The following is an 18,559-nucleotide window of genomic DNA, read 5'->3' as shown; positions in this document are numbered from 1 at the left end:
TCACGCGGAGCGGGAGCGCAACACCCGCGCGCAGCGCGCGGGTGTTCGCTTCCTCCGGGCGCAGCCCGGAGGGGACCCGCTCCGCGTGAGCGCTACTGCCCGCTGCGCGGGCAGTCCACCCGCGTTGCTCCGCAACGCGGGTGACGCTCCGTCCGCTGCGCTCCCGGAGCTGCGGGGCCTGCGGCCCCGCAGGTGGCTTACGCTGCGCTCCAGCCACCCGGAGCGCTGCGCGCCCCGAAGGCCGGCCCCGCTACGCGGGTCGGCCAACGGGCCTACGGCCCAAGCAACAAGGGGAAGGGGGGTGGCGGGGGTTGCGTGACCCTGCATCAGGTGATGCAGCATGTATCATTGGCGGAACCGGGCCACCCCCATGCTTCAGACTGATCCCTAGATTGGTTCTGGAGCCGGGCCCCCGGGGGCTCCGAAGCGGTTACCCGACCAGACTCAATGCGGGACGCACTGTAGGGCTCAACCCTTCTGGAGCCACAACTGGTAGTTCCGGTTAGTGGCGTTCCACCGGCAGTCCCAGCTGTAGACGTTCGAGTAGTTGTCCCAGTACCACGAGCCGCGGGTGTCGCACGGGGCGAGCCGGTTGAAGCGTTCGCCACTGTCCGTCCAGTAGAGGGCCAGTGCACTCGACTCCTTCACAGACTCTCCTGCAGCGGCGGGTGCCGCCTGTGCGGTGGCAACCGAACCACCGGCCAGCAACGCGGCTCCCACCAGGAAACCGGCGAGCCATGTACGAGTACGCATGAATGCTCCTTAAGAGGGGTGTCGGGCAATGCGCCGAAGTCGGGATTACTCCTTTTTCAGGCTTGCATTACCGATTCCAGGGGCGCAGCGTTGTTCGTCAGCCTGTTTCACTGCCGGACAGAGCCATTTCCAGATTTTCTGGATCGGGCCCTTTGCCGCGCCAACGAGACGATTCTGAAGGCTGCCCCACTTCACCAGCCACTCCTTTCGGCCTAGGCCGAAGCTCCTGACGTAAAAGGATCTAGGCATGCCGCATGCGGGGCGGGAGGGTCGGTCTCCGGTGGGTTATGCGAATGGAGGTGTTGGTCGGTGCTTCGTGTTCACTTCGGCCGGGAGGATCTGGCCAGGACCCGGGTGATGGACACCTGGGGGCCGCTGGGCGAGACGTTCCTCAGCCTGACCACCTTGCAGCAGCCGGCCGGGCCTGCGGTGTTCGATGGGTGGCGTCAGCGGGTGCGGCAGATGCATAGGACGGTGGCGCACCCGGCTGCGGCGCTGTTCCAGGGCGGCTTCGTGGACCTGTTCACCGTGACTGGTCCGGCGGCCTCCTGGGAGGAGGGTTTGGAGGCGTTGCGTGCTGCTGGTTCGGATCTGATGGCGCAGGAGTTCGCGGGGGCCAGGGAACTGCGTGAGCACTACACCGGGCGCAGTGACCGGTGGGCAGGTCTGGCATGGGGGGATCCGGCGCATGATCGTGCCGACCGGCGGGCGCTGGTGGACTTCCTGGGCGGGTATTACCGGGTGGCGGTGGCCCCGTACTGGTCGGGTATCCGAACCCGCTTACAGCAGGAGCAGGCCGGCCGTGCGCGTGTCTATGCCGAGCAGGGGGTGGAGGCGGTGCTGGCCGGATTGCCACCGGGGTTCCGCTGGCGCTCGCCCATCTTGGAGATCGGTCGCGGTAGGCGGGCTGACGATCTCCATCTCGGTGGGCGGGGCTTGGTGCTGGTGCCGTCGGTGTTCTACCAGAGCAGGCCGACTGTTTTCTTCAGCCCCGACGGCCAGGAGCCGGCGGTGCTGTTCGTTCCCGTGCTGCGCACCGCGGGTGAGGTTGCCGGGGTGCTGACCACCACACAGGAGGGCTCACTCAAGGCGTTGGAGGGACTGCTGGGCCGCACCCGCGCCCGCGCCCTGGACGCCATCGGCCAAGTTCCGTGCACCAGCAGCCGGCTGGCCGAGCGCCTGGACGTCTCCCTGGCCAGTGCCAGTGAGCATGCCACCGTGCTGCGCCGCGCCGGGCTGATTACCACGATCCGTCACGGCAGCGCTGTCCATCACAGTCTCACCCCCCTGGGGGCCGGCCTGCTCAATGGCACCTCCCTGGCTCCATGAGCGGCAGGCCCGGACCGGCACGGAAACGGCCGAAGAATCTGCGGGCCGGCGTGTCTGCGGGGCCGACGCCTGCAGGTTACGAGGAGAGCGGGGAGTCGGGTTCTTGCGGTCCGGGACGGTACACCGATGAGTTCTCCCGTCGGCGAGCGTCTACGATGCGACACCCCGTCCGGAACACGAGGAGACAGGTTATGAACACCGAACAGAACACCGCGGCCGACGGCTTCGCCTACACGCTGACCCGCACCCTGGACGCACCCGTAGAGCAGGTGTGGCGCGCGTGGACGACCCCCGAGCAGTACGCCCGGTGGGCGGGCGTCGCGGCCGGTTCCGTCGAGATGGACGTGCGGCCGGGCGGAGCATGGAAGGCCACGATGCTCACCCCCGACGGCGGGCAGTTCCCGCTGACCGGCTCCTACCTCGAGGTCACCGAGAACCGGCGCCTGGTGATCGGCATGGACGTGCCCGGCAAGCCCGCGCCCGCCACCATGACCGTGGACCTCGACGAGCAGGACGAGGACGACCACCGCACACAGATCGTGCTCCACCAGACCTGCGACACCGCCACGGAACGCGACATGGCCGAACAGGGCAGCACCATGCTCCTCGACAGCCTCAGCACCTTCCTCACCGCACAGACAAGCAACTGAACGCCCCGAAGACCATCAGCAAGCCGCAGACCACAGTGTCAGGTCCGGGACGAATTTGGGTCTGTCCGACAACCGGTACCAAGGACCGCGAGTTGAGTGACGAGGGTCTTGGGCCGTGCTCGTGCGCTGCTGAACATGACGGTGAAGAAGCACCACCAGCATGGACCGAAGACCCCGGCCGACCTCTTTTACGAAGCAGACGGCACCAGCCCTCGATTCGCCTCGGCGGTCCTCGCCGGAGCGCCTCCTTGAAGGTTGCCATCCCAGCAGCTGCGGATAGAGACAAGCACCACCGTGAACCGCTCCGGGTCTGATGGAGGCTCGATTCCCTGAGAGGATCGAGTCATGGCACGTCCGTCCCCCTATCCTGCTGAGCTTCGTGAGCGTGCGGTGGGCATGGTCGCGGAGGTCCGCCCGAATTACCCGACCGAGTGGGCCGCGATGAAGGCGGTCGCCGCGAAGCTCGGGATCGGTGCCGCTGAGACGGTGCGAACCTGGGTCCGCAAAGCCGAGGTCGATGCCGGCCAGCGTCCAGGCGTGACTTCGGACGAGGCTGCAGAGATCAAGCGCCTGAAGGCGGAGAACGCCGAACTGCGGCGGGCGAACGAGATCCTCAAGGCGGCCTCGGCTTCCTTCGCGGCCGAGCTCGACCGGCCGTCGAAGCGCTCGTAGCGTTCATCGACGAGTTCAAGAAGGTGTTCGGAGTCGAGCCGATCTGCCGAGTCCTGACCAGCCATGGACTGAAGATCGCGACGAGCACCTATTACGCGGCGAAGAACCGCACACCCAGCACCCGAACAGTCCGCGACACCGAACTGAAGGCGCAGATCAGCCGCGTCCACACGGACAACTTCAGCGTCTACGGGGTCAGGAAAGTCTGGAGGCAACCGCATCGCGAGGGCATACCGGTGGCCCGCTGCACCGTCGCCCGGCTGATGCGCGACCTGGGCCTGGAGGGCGCCCGGCGAGGGAAGAAGATCCGCACCACCATCCGGGACGACGACCATGATCGGGCAGGTGACCTGCTGCAACGCGATTTCACGGCGTCCCGGCCGAACGAAAGACGGGTCGCGGACTTCACCTATGTCGCCACCTGGTCCGGGATCGTCTACGTCGCGTTCGTCGTGGACGTGTTCTCCCGGGCGATCGTGGGCTGGTCCGCCGCCACCAGCAAGCGGGCCAAGCTCGTTCTCGACGCCCTCGACATGGCTCTGTGGCGCCGCGACCGCGCCGGAACTCCCCGCTGGCCCGGGGCTGGTTCATCATTCGGATACAGGCAGCCAATACACGTCTTTCGCGTTCACCGCGCACTTGATCGAGGCGGGTATCGATGCCTCGATCGGCACTGTTGTCGGCGTACTCCTGTGAGTGCTCCACCAAGTACGGAGATACGTGCACCAGCAGGGAGGCTCTGAGCCAGCCACGTCACGCTGCGGGCATGGCGGTGGCAGGGCGATGAACCTCCAGGATGACTGCGGTGCCGGCCACGGTTCGGTCCTCGTGCATCGCGATCTGCTGGCCGGGCTGGAGGTGCGTCCAGTGGGAGGGAGTGAGGGGCACGAGTCGAACCGTGGCTCGCCCGCCGGGCTCCAGATAGGGCATGTCCTCAACCCAAAGCGAGGCGATGCTGACCGCATGTCCACCGGTGGGCGAGAGATGTCCGATGTCCCACATGGGTCGCAGAACTCCGGCGCCGGAGATTGCCGTGGTGCGTCGCGCCTCCGCGGCAGGACGGAGCGTCAGATCCGCCCGGATTACGCCATGACGAATCTCGGAGCACCGCCAATGGCACCAGGCCGCGCTCCGCTCAAGCCGGAGCTGCTCAGCCGCGTCGGCGAGCTTCTCCCAAAACGCCAGCGGGAGCGAGCGAACGTCCCCAAGTTCTTCCAGCAGGCCCAGGGCGATCTCCCACTCGTCGTGGACGAGGTAGTCCCAGATGTCTCGCACCGTGATGTCGTTCTCGGTGGCGGTCTCTTCCGGAACAAGCAGGGAAGCTGATTCGAGCAGCTCAGGGACGTCCATGCGCTCATTGTCGACCACACGAACTATTAGGCTGCGCTCTCCTGGTCTCGCTCGATGGCAGCGAGCCGGTTCTTGAGCCGGTAGCTGGGGCCGTTGATGGAGATCACGTCGCAGTGGTGCAGGAGTCGGTCGAGGATGGCGGTGGCCAGAACCTCGTCACCGAACACCTGTCCCCACTCGCTGAAGGTCTTGTTCGAAGTCAGGATGATCGAGCCCTTCTCGTAGCGCTTTGAGATGACCTGGAACACCAGATTGGCCTCCGCGCGCTCGAGGGGCTGGTAGCCCACCTCGTCGACCACGAGAACCGCCGGTCGGAGGTAGCTGCCGAGCTTGCTGGTCAGCCGTCCGGCGCCCTCGGCAGTCTTGAGGTTGCGGACCATGTCGTCGAGGCTGGTGAAGTAGATCGAGTACCCGGCCCGGCAGGCCGCGACCGCGAGAGCGACGGCGATATGCGTCTTGCCCACTCCCGGCGGCCCGAGCAGGGCAGCGTTGGCCTTGGCCTCGACGAACGACAATGTGGCAAGATCCTTGACCTTGCGCGGGTCGAGCTCAGGCTGGAACGAGAAGTCGTAGTCGTCCAGTGTCTTGTGGTGCGGCAGCTTCGAGATCCGCAGACCGGTGCGGAAGCGGCGATCCTCACGGACGGCGAGTTCTTCGGAGAGAACCAGGTCGATGAAGTCGAGGTAACCCATCTTGGCCTCGTCAGCCCGCTGAGCGTACTGAGTCAGGGCCTCGGCCAGGTGCGGCAGGCCCAGCTTGCCGGCCGTGTTGCGGATGCGGGTGGAGACCAGCTCGCTCAAGACGATTCCTTCGCGCTCGGCTTGGTGGTGAAGGGGCGGGTGCCGGTCAGTTCGTCATAGACCGACAGAGGCCGGCGGCCGACCTCGATCTGGGTGACCGCGGCCCGGTTCAGCAGGGCCGCCAGCGGCCCGGCTTCGGGGCCTGTGTTCTGCCGGCGGGGCCGGGGCAGGCTCCCATCGCCGACTGTGACGCGGCGGCCGGCTCCCGTGGGCAGGCCGTCCCAGTGCTTCTCATCCACGATGCGGGCGCCTCGGCCGACCGCCCGCGGGTGGGCGGCCAGCAGGGTTTCGCCAGTGCGATCGGGTGCGGTGGCATGCAGCATGACCTGGGACTTCGTGGCCCTGACTTCGACCAGTTGACGGGGGCGGACCTTGCGGGCCGGCACCGAGTAGAGATTCGCGTCGAAGGCGACGAGGCAGTCCTTGCCGACGTGGCGGAGGTGTCGTTGAGTGACCACATAAGGCGTCGGCGGCAGCGGGCGGAGGGCCACGTGGTCGCGGATCGCCCTGAGACCGATGACCTCTCCGTGGGTGCCATGCACCTTCGCCCGCCGCAGCGGCACCCAGGCGGTGAACGCGGCATTGAGTTCCTCGACCGAGGAGAAGGCCCGGCCAGCCAAGACGTGCTCGCGGACGATTAGCACCTGCCGCTCGACCCGGCCCTTGCCCGTGGGCCGGTAGGCGGCCAGCACATCGGGATCGAAGTCGTAGTGCCCGGCGAAGGCGACAGCCTCCGGATGCAGAGGAACGGCTTCGCCTGGTGCGACGTGCCGGCGGACCACCGTTTTGGTGCGGTCGTAAACGATCGACATCGGGACCCCGCCGAAGTGGGCGAACGCCTGGCGATGGCAGTCGAAGAAAGTGGTCAGGTCCTGGCTGGTGGTGAAGCAGCAGAACGGATCACGCGAGTAGGCCAAGGTCATGTGGAACGAGTAGACCTTCGGGATCCCGACGTGGGCGAGGACCTTCCCCTCGTCACCCCAGTCCACCTGGGCCTGGGCCCCGGGCACCACCTCGAACCTGCGGTGCAGGCCCGCCAGTTCACTCGGGCTGATGCCCAGTTCCTCCGCGACCCGCGGGCGGGCTTCCTGCAAGTACATCTTGATCCGCTGATAGCTGCCGGTGAACCCGTACTCGGCCACCAGGCGCTCGTGGATAACGGCCCCCTTGAGCAGGATCTCGGCCCGCAGCATGGCGTCGATCAACGGCGCGACCTCATCCACGATCCGCCGGTACGGCTGCCTGTTGGGCGCCCTTCGCGGCGGCGCGACCGGAGTCTCGCCTGACAGGTACTTGGCGACCGTGCGCCGGTTCAGCCCGGTCTCCTTCGCGATCTCCCGCAGGCTCATCGCGCCGGAATCATACAGACCGCGAAACCGCCTCAGCTCCAACCAGCGATGCGGATCCAAGACCACTCTCGCCGCCCTCCACCGACCCCGAACAGGACGACAGAAGACTCGCGCGACACCAACCTCACCGCATCAACAACGGTGCACTTTCATCCGTACGCAGTGGTGCACGTTCACTTGTACGCCGACAACTGTCGGCGACGCCCTGGACAACGCGCTCATGGAATCCCAGATCGGCCTCTACAAGACCGAGCTGATCAAGCCCCGCAGGCCCTGGCACGGCCTCGCCGACGTCGAACTCGGCACCGCGGAATGGGTCGACTGGTTCAACAACCAGCGCCTCCACACCGCGATCGGAGACATCCCGCCCCACGAGCACGAGACCAACCACTACGCTCAACACCAGCCCCAACCGGCGGCTGGAGTCAGCGCATAGAGCCTCCACCGATCCCGGAGCGGTTCAGCCGGGGCGCGCAGGTGGTGCTTTCGCTGGGGGACTTGGTGCTGACATACACGGTCGCCGGGCCGCAGGCGCTGGCCTCCATCGTGGAGCATCCCGAGGCGGTGGCCCACGGCGACGCTCACCGGCGCGCCGGGGTGAACGTCGCCTCCTTCGCTCCGGTCAGGCTGAGGCCCTGCCTCCGCATATGGAGGTAAAGGCCCGCTTCGCGCACCAGTCCGAAAAGAACTGCCACACCGGCCCGGCACACACCACCCAGCCACATCCCCAGCGCACGCCGGCGCACCTCGTCACGGCCTCGTGCGCGACTCCAGCTCGGCCCCCGGGGCACGCGCATCCCGGGGTAGCGGAGTCCGAGGCCACACCGCCCTCACGGGCTCGCGGCGTGCAGGAAGCTGCCCGGCCATCGACCGGCCAGACAGCTCGCGGACGATCACCACCCGACTGGAACGACGGCCTCCGCGAGCACTCCCCCATGTGGCCACTGCATACGGCCTGAAGGGCCGTCTTGACGAAGCAGCAAACTCACCGAACGGCGCCCCCACCGCCCCGGCTTCACCCATCTCCGCGCACAAGGAGGGCCGGGCACCGCCGGCGCTGTCCCAGACGAATCGAGCCGACGGTCACCTCACCCCCTCGGTCCCGTCCCGGCCAGAGGTGACGTTGGGACGACACCCGTCAGCGGCGCGAGGAAGGTCATGCGGACGCCCGGGAACGGCGGTGGGCGACTTCAGGCCCCGGCCGATCCGGGGGCGGCGAGCCGGGCAGGTGCACTGAGGGCCAGGGGTGTCAGAGGGTGAAGATGCGTTCCTCGTCGCGATGCGTGTGCAACTCCCAGTAGAGCGGTGCTATTTCGTCGGGCGAAGCCGTCGGCACTCCGGGCGGCCCGTCCGTGCCGACCCATACGCCGATGGCGGCGTGCGCGGCCTGGATGCCGGTGCCGGACAGTTCCTTACGCAGGCCGAGCACCCAGTTGCGCAGCGCGGCCTGGGCGGCGTTGAGGTTGCCGAGCATCGGGTTGGGGTCGATGGAGCCGGCGCCGTTGGTGTAGATCAGGGTGCCCGCACCGGCTTCGCGCATGGCGGGCAGCACGGCCCGGGTGGCGGCGATGGCCCCGTAGAGCAGGAGGTCCATCGCCCACTGGACGTCGGACGGGTCGGTCGCGGACGGGGGCGTGAGGGTTGTGGTGCGGAGGCTGCCGGCGGGCGAGTACTCCAGGACGTCAATATCGCCAAAGCGCGTGGCGGCGTCCTTGAGTGCCTGGGTGAGTGCGTCGCGGTCGAGTACGTCCGCTGGGAAGGCCGCGGCAGTGACGCCTTCGGCTTCGAGGCGGCTGGTCAGGTCGTTGAGGGTGTCGTGGTTGCGGGCGACGAGAGCGACGTTGTAGCCGCGTGCACCGAAGGCACGGGCGATGGCCAGGCCCATTCCTGGGCCGGCTCCGACGATGGCGATGGTGGGCACAGCGATATCTCCTCTACGAGTTTCCGTTGGGTAGCGCTGGTTCGATCGGGCGTGGGCGTCGGGCGGTCGGCTCGGGTGGTTCGGCCTCTGCTGCCGAGGTTCTGACAGCGGTCCCGGCGCCGGACGGCTGGAAGAACGTGTGGCCTGGCGCCTTGGGACGCCGTGCGTTCACACGCGGCCCATGGTGGCCTCGCCGTCCGATGATGCTGGGCGGGGGGCACTGTCGTGGTTCGCGATCCCCTCCCGACGACCCACAACGTGGAACCAAGTGGTTCCGTGTTTCGGCAGACCATAAGCCGAAGAAACACGGAACGCAAGAGTTCCACGTTTTGATATGCTCCGCGCATGCCGGAGACAGACAGCGCACTCTCCCAAGGCCGCCGACGCGGCACCCGCGGACCCGCCCAGAATCCGGCCGTGTCCGCAGCGATCGAGCAGGCCGCGTTCGACGAGCTGGCGGCGGCGGGCTGGAGCCGCCTGACCATGGACGCGGTCGCCAAGCGCGCCGGCGTCGGCAAGGCCGCGCTCTACCGGCGCTGGACCTCCAAAGAGGCCATGCTCCTCGACCTGGTGGAACGCCTGGTCCGCCAGACCGTGCCCGAGGTGTCCGACACCGGCTCCCTCGCCGGCGACGTCCGCGGCTTCCTCGACGTGGCCCACACGCAGACCACCGACCCGCGCGTGGTCCGCATCGCCGCCGACCTCCTGGGCGAGTCGGCCCGCAACCTCGCACTCGCTGAATCCCTGCGCATCGCCGTCCTCGCACCCCGCCGCCAAGCCGCCGCCGCCATCCTGCGGCGCGCCGTGGACCGCGCCGAACTGCCCGCCGCACTCGACCGCGAACTCGGCACAGACCTGCTGATCTCCCCCCTGCTCCTGCGCCTGCTCATCCCCGGCGCGCCACCCGTGCAGGAGGCCTACCTGGACACCCTCACGGCCGCCCTCGTCGCCGGACTCGCAGCCGCCGCTCCGGCAGGGTGAACGGGCATCAACTCGGGTGGCCGGCGGGTTGGCCACGATGCCCCGTTCCCCATGGCGGGGCTACAGCCGGGCTTCACCTCACGGATATCGACTGGCTTTCCTCCGCCACCGCGACGTTGCTGCTCCGTCCATCGGCGATGCCCCGTCGGATGTCCCCGGCCGACTCGAGAGCGTTACGCACGAGCCCAGCTCAACAACACGGCGGGCCATCGGCCTCGCGACCGTTCCCCGGGCGGCTGCACCGGCGACCACCGACTCTGCCGTCCGAGCGTCCCCGGGAGCACAATCCATGCCGCGGCCGCACGGCCGGCCCGAAGCCGCCGTGACGAGCCAAGGGATCCCCGGAGGAGCGCACTTGGCATCACAGGGCCGATGGATCCGCCAGCGCCACCGGCCCCAGCACCCCGCAGTGCTCGCGGAGTCAGTCCCGCCGGAAGCGGTTACGTACATGCCTCTGGAGATCCGTCACGGGCCGCGCCAGGATGATCGGCAGCCGTCAGCCATGGGAGGGAATCAGCGGATGCAGCAGACTCAGCTCGGCAGAAGCGACGTGCAGGTCACGAAGCTGGGGTTCGGGGGCGGCCCGCTCGGCGGGCTCTTCGAGCCGCTCGACGACGAGACCGCCGCGGCGGCGCTCGAGGCGGCATGGGAGAGCGGAATCCGCTACTTCGACACCTCGCCGCATTACGGGATCGGGCATTCCGAGCGCAGGATCGGTGACCTTCTGCGGGGCAAGCCGCGCGATGAGTGGACGCTGTCCACGAAGGTCGGCAGGCTGCTTCTTCCGCAGGACCCGGCGGGCCGGACGGACGAGCCGTTCCAGGTGCCCGCCACCCACCGCCGGGTCTGGGACTTCTCCCGGGACGGTGTGCTGCGCAGCGTGGAGGACTCCCTCGCCCGGATGGGCGTGGACCGGATCGACGTGCTGTATCTGCACGACGCCGAGGGGCACTTCGAAGCGGCGTTGCACGAGGGCTTTCCGGCCCTTGCCGAACTGCGGGCGCAGAAGGTGGTGGGCGCGATCGGGGCAGGCATGTACCACCCGGGCAAGCTGACCCGGCTGGTCCGGGAGGCGGACGTGGATGTCGTGATGCTCTCCGGTCGCTACACGCTGCTCGACCACAGCGCGCTCGACGACCTGCTGCCCTCCTGCGCGCAGCGAGGCGTCTCGGTGATCGCGGCCTCCGTCTTCAACTCCGGGCTGCTGGCCACGGCCCGGCCGTCCGCGAGCGCGACGTTCGACTACGCACCGGCCACCCCCCAGACGCTCGAGCGCGCCCAGCGCATGGCCGACATCTGCCAGGCTAACGCCGTACCGCTGCCCGCAGCGGCGATGGCTTTCCCCCTCCTCCACCCTGTCGTCGCGGGCATCGTCGTCGGGATGCGCACCGCGGACGAAGTGCAACGCAACCACGAGTCATTCGGCACGCGGATCCCTGCCCAGCTCTGGGAGGACCTGCGAGCCGAGGGCCTCCTGGCCGCACACGCACCCACGACACCCACCAGTTCACCGTGAGGGCGGATTCTGCCCGCGCTCGCTTCGACCGGCCAGGCCGTGGGTGGCCGGAGACCTCCGGAGGGCGAAGGTGCCGCAGGATCGGCTGCGATGCCGCAGGGGAGCGGTCGGGCGCATCTCGGTGAGACGCGATGGGGCGGCTCAGGACGTGGCGAACGTGACGGCGTTCGTGGTGCGCCGGTTCGTCGACCGCGGCCTCCTGGTCGACCTGAGCGCGAACACGGACGGGACGCTGCACCACCCCAACCAGGTCGACCAAGTCTGCCGCCGCGAGGACCTGGCGGACCTGGTCGCCGCCGACACCCCGCTCGGTCCCGAGCAGGCTGCCGCCCGCCTCCGGGTGCGCCGTGCCGACTTCGACCACATGGTCCGGCTCGGTTGGGTCCGCTCCCCGCAGTCGATCGAGGTCCGCTTCGGCACGAGCCGGGCCGGGGCCGTCGACGTCGCGCTCTACACCACCGCCTCCGTCGACGCGGTCGTCCCCGCCCACCCGAAGTCGACTGGGAGCAGCTGCGCGCGGTGGAGAAGGGCCGGCGCTCGCCGCTCGCCTCGCTGCGCCCGGAACCGGCGCCCGCGTAGTCCTCCTGAGGGTGCGGCCCTCCGCACCCGGGCCCGTGGTCGTGCCGGGTGCGGAGGGTGGTCACCCGGCCTGGGGGCGCGCGGCCTCCAGGCGGTCCAGTCGTTCGTAGAGGGCGCGGACGAGGCGGGCGCGGTTCTGGACGCAGCGCACGGTGCCCTCGATCGGCACGGACAGCCGGCCTTCCGCCTCGCGCAGGACGACGTCGGCGAGCGCCCGGGGTCCGCTGTCCTTGGGGAGTTGGGCGGCGCGGCGGCGGACGTCGGAGGCGACGGCGCGGGCGTGGCCGGTGAGCTGGAGGGCGATCTGCTCCAGGTCGCGGGCGGTGAGGGCGTCCTGGTCGGTCCAGGCGAGGACGGCCTTGACGAGGCTCTCGTACGGTTCGCGATCGAGTGGGAGCCCGGCTTCGATCAGGCCGTCGGGGTCGTGCAGGACCGTGTGGCTGCTGGTGTGCATGGCGGGCCTCGCTGCTGGGGCGGTATCGCGCGGGTGGCCGGCGGTCACCACTGGGGGTCCTCGCCGCCGCCGGGGCGGTCGTCCTGGGCCTCGGTGTGCTGGGCGAGGAACCGGGCGAAGCCGCGGTCCGCGCGGGCGAGCAGGCCCGGGGAGGGGACGCCGTAGGCAGGCGACTGGAGGCCGCGGCCCTCGATGGCCGGGGCGGTGGTGTCCGTGGATGTGCGCATGGAGCCCCGCCTCTCCGGCTGGTGGTCCGTCGGCGCCGTCGACGCTACGCAGCAACGGGGCGCCTCCTCAACGAAGTTGCGGGAAATTGCGGGACTTCACTCCAGGGCGTCGATCGCGGCCTGGATGAGGTCGCGGGCGGCGTCGCCGTACACGGCCATCTCCGCCAGGCCGGCGAACGCCTTGGCGTAGTCGGCGAGCTCGCGCGGCTGCTTGACCTTGATCTCCGCCGTCAGAGTCTCCACCACGGCCGTGGTGTCGTCGTGGAGGTAGAACGCCTCCAGCGGCCACACGGTGCGCTGGACGGTGAACGGGATGATGCCCAGCGAGACCGACGCCAGCGGCATCACCGCCAGGAGGTGACGCAGCTGCCCGCGCATCGCGTCGGGGGCGGCGGTGCGGTAGCGCAGGACGGACTCTTCCATGAGGACGACGTAGTGGTGTCCGCCCTCGTAGAGGAACCGGGAGCGGGCGATGCGGGCGGCGACCGCTTCGGCGACGTCGTTGGGGGTGCCCTGGAAAGCGGTGATCTGCTCCATGAGGGCGGTCGCGAAGGCCGGCGTCTGGAAGAAGCCCGGCGGCACGTTGGAGACGTAGACCCGGCAGATGTGGGTGCGCTCGTGCAGGGTGTTGAAGTCCTGCTGGACCTTGCGCATGCCAGTGCGGTGCAGGCGGCGCCACTCCAGATACATGGAGTCGACCGCGCGGGCGGTGGCGATGAGGTCGTCGGCCTGGTCGTCCGCGCCGCACGCCGAACACCAGGCGCGGATGTCCGCGTCAGAGGGCGGGGCGTCGCCCTTCTGGATGCGGGTGGTCTTCGCGGGATGCCAGCCGCACCGGGCGGAGAGTTCCTTCCCGGTGAGGCCGGCGTCCTTGCGCAGGTGCGTGAGGCGCACGGCGAGCGCCTGGCGGGCCGCTTGTGCGCTGGACGATGGGGAGGCGGGCACAGGTCTGCTCAGGAGGCCTGGACGGTGTACTTCTCGTGCGGGATGCCGCGTTCCCACACCGCCTCGAACGCGGCGTGGCACAGCGCGACGGCGGCCGGGTCGGTGGTGCGTTCCTTGCCGTCCGGTGCCCAGTCGCCGGTGCCGGTGAAGTGGTGGAACTGCACGAGCCGTTCGTCCAGAAGCCAGAAGTCGTTGCCGGGCAGCGCGATGTCGGAAGCGTGGCGGCGGGGCAGCCAGCGCACGTCTTCCCCGGCCTGGAGATTGAGCGGGGTGATGGCGTGCTCGTAGCGGATGTAGTCGGTGACCGGCTCCGAGACGATCCGCGCCCGGCGCATCACCACACCGCGGGCCACCGCGTCCTGCACGAGCGGCATCCACTGGGGCCAGAACGAGCGGGCCGGATCGAGGTTCGGGACGCCGGTCCGCAGGAAGGCGGCGTAGTCATCCGCTTCGTCGCCCACCGCGTAGACGTCGCGCATCTCCAGATGAACGGCCGTGCGGCGGGTGTCGGCGAGCAGCTCAGCGAACGTCGCGGTGTTCAGCGCTTGCACGTTCAGCGGCATCGCACGCCTCCCTCAGAATCGACACCATGCGCACCGGAATCCGGATCACCCGCTCGTGCGGGGGAATCCCGGCCCTGTGGCCGGCCACCCACTCGGTAGAGCCGACCAAGTCCTTCAGGAGTGCGTCGGCTTCCTCGCCCTGGAGAACCAGGTCCGCGCTCTCCTCTTCCACCCACACCGTGGGCGATCCCTCGCCTCCGGTGTTCGGGTCGATCCCGACGAACCGTAACGTCATGGCACTCTCCCCTGCGACGTGGTTGCGCATAGTTGCGCGCACCGACCGTCCCGCACGGACTGAGAGCCGGTCAAGAGGACCGTGAACGCCGGAAGACCGACCCGCGGATCGCGAAGCGGACCGGCCCTCCCGAGTCAGTTCCTGTTGGCGGGGCAGGCGTCCAGTGCCGTGTGCAGGCGCTCCGCGACGGGTCGGTACTGCTGGACGAAGCCGGAATCCTTCATCTGGTCCACGGGCAGTTGCCTGTGCTGGTCGGGCCACCGACCAGCGAGCGACCAGCCCAGGGGGCGCAGCCCGGCCCGGTCCATGTCGCGGTCGACGCCCGCCAGGTAGTCCGCGTCGACGGGCAGCTCGCCGTTCGACTGCCAGATCACTCCGTCCCGCCGGATGGGCAGGCCGGGGAAGCCGAAGAGGAAGCCCAGGCAGCGCTCCCGCAGTACCGCCGCGCTCTGCTCGGGACTCAGGGGAACGCCCTTCTCTTCGCCTCCGGGCCCGGGGAGGGCGGTCCTGCAGTCGGCGTCGGGGAAGACGTTGATCTCGCCGAGCACCACGTGCGCCGTCGCGCTCTCCCGGTCGGGGTAGCTCCATCCGGACGTCGGCAGAAGGACGATCACGTCGTAGGCGTCGAGGGCGCCGGCCACCGCGGCCACGAGCGGGCTGCGGTCCGTGCGGGGCCAGCCGCGGTCGCTCCCCCGCGAGGGGTGGCGGATCTCCCACATGCAGGTGTAGCGCACCAGGGCGCCGGGGCCGTCCGGCGATGCCCACAGCGTGCTGGTGGTCGGCTCCGGCGGGGCGGCCGGCTCGGTCTCCTTCTTGCGGCGGTGCCTCGGACGGCGTTCCAACACGCCGCTCATGGTCCAGCGCCAGTAGTCCTCGGCTTCCTCGAGGAGCAGGACCCGCTGTCCGCTGTGCGCCCAGGCCGCCGTGATCCCGCCGACCAGGTGGCAGAGGTTCCCCGAGTGCTCAGCCAGGAACCGCAGGACGTGCGGCGTGCGCGGCGTCGCTTCGCTGGTCTTCGCGCGGCGCAGAGCCTCGGTGTACTTGCCCCCGTGCCGGCTCGCCCGGCGGGCGCTCTGCGCGGCGGTGGACTGGTTCTTCGGCATGACGTACTCCTTGGCCGGACCGGGCCACGCCCCCGGCACCGGCTCGTACGACTGCCGTAAGCACGACGGAACGCAGAACGGTTGGGAGCGGGCCCCGCAGGACCTTGACCCCCGCATCCGGCGGCGTGGCTCCGGAAGCGGGCGGTGATCGGCAGTACGCCACTAGGGAGCGTATTCGATTGTGATCAAGGGGCCGCTCGTGTGAGGTCCTTGATCCAGATCACGGAGGCCCGGAGGTGGAGTCCGGCGAGGTAGCTCCCCGGTCCCATAGTTGGCGCGCGCCTCGGGCCGGTGGCGGTCACTTGGACTCCAGTCGTCCCAACGCGTGGGAATCGCCGGCGAGGACGGTCCGGGCCGTCTCCCAGTCGGTGTCGTTGGTGCCAGTGATGTGGCGCAGGTAGGCGAGGGTGACCTGCTGGACGAGGGCGACGCGGTCGGGGTTCTCGTCGGTGGTCTCCGCTGCGTCGTAGCCGGGGATGCCGCCGAGGGAGTGCTGGCCTCCATAGACCGTCAGCAGGCTCTTGTTGCCCCGGCTGAGCGTATAGGGCTCGCTCGTCCAGGACGGGCCCGTGGTGGAAAGCGGCAGTTCGTCCTTGTCGCCGGCGACGACGAGTCCCGGGGCGGTGATGTGGGAGAAGTCCTGGTCGCGCAGCCAGGGAGCGACCTCGAGAGCCAAGGGGCTCAGGTTGGCGCCGCCTTCGCCGGCGGTGGCCAGCTGGATGGTGGCCATGACCCGGGAGTCGGACAGGTCTTCGGTGACGCCGGTCACCGGGTCTGTGACGCGAAGCCCCACGAGGATGCCCGCGGTCTGGCCGCCGAAGGAGTGTCCGGCCGCGACAATTCGGCTGTGATCGACCCGACCGGCCAGACCGGGCACGGATGCCACCAGGGTGTCGAGTTCGTCGAGGATCCGCTTCATGTCCTGCACGCGGTAGCGCCACATATGGGGCTTGCGGGGGTCGTCCGCGGCCACGTTGAAGCGCTTGGAGTCGAGGTGGGTGGCCTGGGCGACCACGAAGCCGTGGGAGGCCCAGTGGTCGACCAATGGTGCGTAGCCGTCCAGGTTCGAGCCGAATCCGTGCGCGAACAGCACGATCGGCAGATTGGCGCCGGTGACCGGTGCGGAGATGCGTACGTGCAGGTCCTCGCCGCGCCACGGTGCGGGCAGCATGAGCGGCTTGACCGAAATGATCGGGGTGGACGGGGGGCCGGTGAGACCTGTCGTCTGGTTGATGGCCATGTGTGTGCTTCTTTCAGGTGTGGTGCGAGTGGTGGATCAGGAGGTCTTGAGATTGAGGATGCGATCGGCGTCGGGGTGTCCGCGCTTTGCCCCCGCCTTGCTTGAGCGGGATGGCCACCACTGCGGGCAGGTGACTGGGTACCGAGGGTGGGGAGAGGACCTCCATCACCACGCACCAGTCCCTATCCGCACCAGAAAGTCCTCGCCGACATCGACCGGACGGAGATTGATCTCCCCGAGACCTCTCATCTTGTTGACGGTCGTGTCGCCGCCCCACTTGAGGGGCCCAGGCGTGTTATTCCCCGCCGGTCACCCGCTGGGGCGCGGGGTGGTGTCCTCATTCATGGGCGCTCCATTTCGTTCAACCCGTTGCCTGCCGGGGGCCTACCAGCAGGAATCCCCGGCAGAAGTTCATATCGGCTACGCTAAAACCTGACGTTGACGTCAAAGGCAAGCGGGCGTGGCGTAAGTCACATGAAAATGGAGACGGGAATGCGCATCGGAGAACTCGCCCGGAAGACCGGAGTCACCACCCGCGCCCTGAGGTACTACGAGGAGCAGAATCTGCTTGTCTCCGAGCGCAGCGACAGCGGCCAGCGCCACTATGCGGAAGCCGCTGTTGACCAGATCCGGCTGATCCGGGATCTGTACGCCGCCGGCCTGTCCAGCAAGACCATCGCCGAGTTGACACCCTGCGTCATAGACGGCAAAGCCACGCCCGAGCTTCTCGACCGCCTTGCCATAGAGCGCGACGGCATCGACCGGCGCATCGCGGACCTGAACCGCACCCGGGACCGGCTCGACTCGGTCATCGCCAGCGCCTCCGCCAACATGCGCACTGGCACCCCCTGTCGACGAAACACGGCCGTCTAGGGCACGTATCGAGTCGTGATCAATCTGCGGGATGTACCTTCGTGGCACGGTCTGGTCCGGTAGACCGTCGTACGTGACACGAGTACAACTGACTTACCTGGAGTGGGAGTTCATCGAGCCGTACCTGCCGATTGGCGAGTACGGCCCGTACCCCGAGCGGCTGCGGCAGCAGTTCGAGGACGTGATCTGGCGGTTCAAGACGGGCGGCCAGTGGCGGGAGATGCCAACAGAATTCGGTGCATGGTCGACCGTCCACAACCGCTTCCGGCAGTGGCGTGACGCCGGGATCTTCGAGGCGCTGCTGGAGGGCCTGATCGCGGAAGCCGCGAAGCGCGGTGAGGTGGACCTGTCCTTGGTCAGCATCGACTCCACCACCACCCGTGCCCACCACGACGCGGCCGGGATGCACCTCGGTGAGGACGTTGTCACTGCCCTGGAGAAAGCCGCCGCCGAGGAGGAGAAGGCCAGGTCAAAGGGGGCGGCCTCGAAGAACAAACAGGGCAGGAGAGCGAAAGCGATCCCGCGCGGGAAGAACGACGACGCGTCCGGCGTCGGCACAAACTCCGGCTGAAGGCCGCCCTCCTCGGACGCTCCAGGGGCGGACAGACCAGCAAGGTCCACCTCGCCGCCGACCGCAAGTGCCGCCCGCTGGCGTTCATCCTGACAGCGGGCCAGGCAGCCGACAGCCCACAGTTCATCCCCGTCCTGAAGAAGGTGCGGGTGCGCGGGCCCGTCGGCCGTCCCCGCACCCGGCCGGTCAGGTCCGCCGGCGGAACCAGCCGCGGTCCAGGCCAGGCTCGGGGGCGTCCTCCAACTCCGGCAGGACGGCGGCCTCAAGGCGGGCGGCTTCGGTGCCGAGGGTTGGAGCAGGGCGGCGTGCGCAATGCACGCCTTGCGCTGGTCACGTTGTCGGGGTCCCCGCGGATACAGCGACAGCTCAGCTCAGCTAAACCGTGGATCGGCTCCCTACCGGGCTTCAGAAGTTGTTGCCTTTCCGGACTTGAGGACTGCGTTTCTGC

The 18,559-nt window shown here is 68.9% G+C and carries 19 protein-coding genes and 2 pseudogenes; 9 read left to right on the top strand and 12 right to left on the bottom strand.

Annotation, left to right across the window (positions count from 1 at the left end; all coding sequences use genetic code 11):
• Positions 1 to 468: 468 nt before the first annotated feature.
• Entirely contained in the window at positions 469 to 753 is a 285-nt protein-coding gene (locus AB0N63_RS32240; RefSeq protein WP_365534678.1) for a hypothetical protein, read from the bottom strand.
• A 309-nt stretch (positions 754 to 1,062) separates the two neighbouring features.
• On the opposite strand from AB0N63_RS32240, the gene AB0N63_RS32235 reads away from it, so the two are divergent.
• From AB0N63_RS32235 to AB0N63_RS32220, 4 genes are all read left to right on the top strand, one after another.
• Positions 1,063 to 2,082 (top strand): winged helix-turn-helix domain-containing protein, encoded by a 1,020-nt coding sequence (locus AB0N63_RS32235; protein ID WP_365534676.1) that lies wholly within the window; start codon positions 1,063 to 1,065, stop codon positions 2,080 to 2,082.
• 191 nt (positions 2,083 to 2,273) lie between these two features.
• A complete protein-coding gene (locus tag AB0N63_RS32230; RefSeq protein WP_365534673.1) occupies positions 2,274 to 2,732 on the top strand; it encodes an SRPBCC domain-containing protein in 459 nt (152 codons plus the stop codon).
• A gap of 345 nt (positions 2,733 to 3,077) precedes the next feature.
• Positions 3,078 to 3,404 (top strand): transposase, encoded by a 327-nt coding sequence (locus tag AB0N63_RS32225; RefSeq protein ID WP_365534671.1) that lies wholly within the window; start codon positions 3,078 to 3,080, stop codon positions 3,402 to 3,404.
• A 23-nt stretch (positions 3,405 to 3,427) separates the two neighbouring features.
• Complete coding sequence (locus tag AB0N63_RS32220; protein WP_365534669.1) at positions 3,428 to 4,147, top strand: IS3 family transposase; 720 nt, start codon at positions 3,428 to 3,430, stop codon at positions 4,145 to 4,147.
• Positions 4,148 to 4,157: 10 nt separating this feature from the next.
• Here AB0N63_RS32220 and AB0N63_RS32215 read toward each other — a convergent pair whose 3' ends face one another.
• Genes AB0N63_RS32215 through istA form a run of 3 tightly spaced genes read right to left on the bottom strand, consistent with a single transcriptional unit; the run spans position 4,158 to position 6,969 of the window.
• Positions 4,158 to 4,754: a hypothetical protein gene (locus AB0N63_RS32215; protein WP_365534668.1), complete on the bottom strand. Its 597-nt coding sequence runs from the start codon at positions 4,752 to 4,754 to the stop codon at positions 4,158 to 4,160.
• 26 nt (positions 4,755 to 4,780) lie between these two features.
• The gene (istB, locus tag AB0N63_RS32210; protein WP_351656014.1) at positions 4,781 to 5,554 is read right to left on the bottom strand and encodes an IS21-like element helper ATPase IstB; all 774 of its coding nucleotides are present in this window, start codon (positions 5,552 to 5,554) and stop codon (positions 4,781 to 4,783) included.
• Positions 5,551 to 6,969: an IS21 family transposase gene (istA, locus tag AB0N63_RS32205; protein ID WP_365534664.1), complete on the bottom strand. Its 1,419-nt coding sequence runs from the start codon at positions 6,967 to 6,969 to the stop codon at positions 5,551 to 5,553. Before istA ends, istB begins: the two co-directional genes overlap by 4 nt.
• Before the next feature lie 124 nt (positions 6,970 to 7,093).
• On the opposite strand from istA, the pseudogene AB0N63_RS32200 reads away from it, so the two are divergent.
• Positions 7,094 to 7,339, top strand: a pseudogene (locus AB0N63_RS32200) (integrase core domain-containing protein); the annotation flags it as partial.
• 813 nt (positions 7,340 to 8,152) lie between these two features.
• On the opposite strand, the gene AB0N63_RS32195 reads toward AB0N63_RS32200, so the two are convergent.
• The gene (locus AB0N63_RS32195) at positions 8,153 to 8,824 is read right to left on the bottom strand and encodes an SDR family oxidoreductase (RefSeq protein ID WP_365534662.1); all 672 of its coding nucleotides are present in this window, start codon (positions 8,822 to 8,824) and stop codon (positions 8,153 to 8,155) included.
• Between the two features lie 417 nt (positions 8,825 to 9,241).
• On the opposite strand from AB0N63_RS32195, the gene AB0N63_RS32190 reads away from it, so the two are divergent.
• Together AB0N63_RS32190 and AB0N63_RS32185 are read left to right on the top strand one after the other, a co-directional pair.
• Positions 9,242 to 9,805: a TetR/AcrR family transcriptional regulator gene (locus tag AB0N63_RS32190; protein WP_365534659.1), complete on the top strand. Its 564-nt coding sequence runs from the start codon at positions 9,242 to 9,244 to the stop codon at positions 9,803 to 9,805.
• Between the two features lie 520 nt (positions 9,806 to 10,325).
• On the top strand, positions 10,326 to 11,321 hold the full coding sequence (locus AB0N63_RS32185; RefSeq protein ID WP_365534657.1) for an aldo/keto reductase: 996 nt from the start codon (positions 10,326 to 10,328) through the stop codon (positions 11,319 to 11,321).
• A 640-nt stretch (positions 11,322 to 11,961) separates the two neighbouring features.
• Here the strand turns inward: AB0N63_RS32185 and AB0N63_RS32180 are convergent.
• The 7 genes from AB0N63_RS32180 to AB0N63_RS32150 all read right to left on the bottom strand — a co-directional run bounded on the left by AB0N63_RS32180 (position 11,962) and on the right by AB0N63_RS32150 (position 16,667).
• The gene (locus AB0N63_RS32180; protein ID WP_365534655.1) at positions 11,962 to 12,354 is read right to left on the bottom strand and encodes a DUF6415 family natural product biosynthesis protein; all 393 of its coding nucleotides are present in this window, start codon (positions 12,352 to 12,354) and stop codon (positions 11,962 to 11,964) included.
• Between the two features lie 44 nt (positions 12,355 to 12,398).
• Positions 12,399 to 12,581 carry a hypothetical protein gene (locus AB0N63_RS32175; RefSeq protein ID WP_365534653.1) on the bottom strand — a complete coding sequence of 61 codons (183 nt, stop codon included), beginning with the start codon at positions 12,579 to 12,581 and terminating at the stop codon, positions 12,399 to 12,401.
• Positions 12,582 to 12,677: 96 nt separating this feature from the next.
• Positions 12,678 to 13,526, bottom strand: a complete 849-nt coding sequence (locus AB0N63_RS32170; protein ID WP_365534650.1) for a helix-turn-helix transcriptional regulator — start codon at positions 13,524 to 13,526, stop codon at positions 12,678 to 12,680.
• Between the two features lie 8 nt (positions 13,527 to 13,534).
• Positions 13,535 to 14,089 (bottom strand): DUF6879 family protein, encoded by a 555-nt coding sequence (locus tag AB0N63_RS32165; RefSeq protein WP_365534649.1) that lies wholly within the window; start codon positions 14,087 to 14,089, stop codon positions 13,535 to 13,537.
• Positions 14,046 to 14,324 (bottom strand): hypothetical protein, encoded by a 279-nt coding sequence (locus tag AB0N63_RS32160; protein WP_365534646.1) that lies wholly within the window; start codon positions 14,322 to 14,324, stop codon positions 14,046 to 14,048. Before AB0N63_RS32160 ends, AB0N63_RS32165 begins: the two co-directional genes overlap by 44 nt.
• A gap of 134 nt (positions 14,325 to 14,458) precedes the next feature.
• On the bottom strand, positions 14,459 to 15,427 hold the full coding sequence (locus tag AB0N63_RS32155) for a hypothetical protein (protein WP_365534644.1): 969 nt from the start codon (positions 15,425 to 15,427) through the stop codon (positions 14,459 to 14,461).
• A gap of 298 nt (positions 15,428 to 15,725) precedes the next feature.
• Positions 15,726 to 16,667 carry a chlorophyllase gene (locus AB0N63_RS32150; RefSeq protein ID WP_365534642.1) on the bottom strand — a complete coding sequence of 314 codons (942 nt, stop codon included), beginning with the start codon at positions 16,665 to 16,667 and terminating at the stop codon, positions 15,726 to 15,728.
• A gap of 492 nt (positions 16,668 to 17,159) precedes the next feature.
• Here AB0N63_RS32150 and AB0N63_RS32145 point away from each other — a divergent pair, with 492 nt between their 5' ends.
• Both AB0N63_RS32145 and AB0N63_RS32140 read left to right on the top strand, forming a co-directional pair.
• Entirely contained in the window at positions 17,160 to 17,540 is a 381-nt protein-coding gene (locus AB0N63_RS32145; RefSeq protein ID WP_365534640.1) for a MerR family transcriptional regulator, read from the top strand.
• Between the two features lie 73 nt (positions 17,541 to 17,613).
• Positions 17,614 to 18,296 (top strand): annotated as a pseudogene (locus AB0N63_RS32140) (transposase); the annotation flags it as partial.
• Positions 18,297 to 18,559 lie beyond the last annotated feature (263 nt).

It is taken from the genome of Streptomyces sp. NPDC093260, from assembly GCF_040683715.1.
Classification (GTDB): Bacteria; Actinomycetota; Actinomycetes; order Streptomycetales; family Streptomycetaceae; genus Streptomyces; species Streptomyces sennicomposti.
This window is presented reverse-complemented; position numbering and strand designations above follow the sequence as displayed.

Bases quoted from the DNA above. Each gene is read 5' to 3' on its own strand.
- AB0N63_RS32175 (WP_365534653.1), bottom strand. From the start codon at position 12,581: ATGCGCACATCCACGGACACCACCGCCCCGGCCATCGAGGGCCGCGGC.
- AB0N63_RS32160 (WP_365534646.1), bottom strand. From the start codon at position 14,324: ATGACGTTACGGTTCGTCGGGATCGACCCGAACACCGGAGGCGAGGGA.
- AB0N63_RS32180 (WP_365534655.1), bottom strand. From the start codon at position 12,354: ATGCACACCAGCAGCCACACGGTCCTGCACGACCCCGACGGCCTGATC.
- AB0N63_RS32225 (WP_365534671.1), top strand. From the start codon at position 3,078: ATGGCACGTCCGTCCCCCTATCCTGCTGAGCTTCGTGAGCGTGCGGTG.
- AB0N63_RS32240 (WP_365534678.1), bottom strand. From the start codon at position 753: ATGCGTACTCGTACATGGCTCGCCGGTTTCCTGGTGGGAGCCGCGTTG.
- AB0N63_RS32215 (WP_365534668.1), bottom strand. From the start codon at position 4,754: ATGGACGTCCCTGAGCTGCTCGAATCAGCTTCCCTGCTTGTTCCGGAA.
- AB0N63_RS32165 (WP_365534649.1), bottom strand. From the start codon at position 14,089: ATGCCGCTGAACGTGCAAGCGCTGAACACCGCGACGTTCGCTGAGCTG.
- AB0N63_RS32155 (WP_365534644.1), bottom strand. From the start codon at position 15,427: ATGCCGAAGAACCAGTCCACCGCCGCGCAGAGCGCCCGCCGGGCGAGC.
- AB0N63_RS32185 (WP_365534657.1), top strand. From the start codon at position 10,326: ATGCAGCAGACTCAGCTCGGCAGAAGCGACGTGCAGGTCACGAAGCTG.
- AB0N63_RS32230 (WP_365534673.1), top strand. From the start codon at position 2,274: ATGAACACCGAACAGAACACCGCGGCCGACGGCTTCGCCTACACGCTG.
- AB0N63_RS32150 (WP_365534642.1), bottom strand. From the start codon at position 16,667: ATGGCCATCAACCAGACGACAGGTCTCACCGGCCCCCCGTCCACCCCG.
- AB0N63_RS32145 (WP_365534640.1), top strand. From the start codon at position 17,160: ATGCGCATCGGAGAACTCGCCCGGAAGACCGGAGTCACCACCCGCGCC.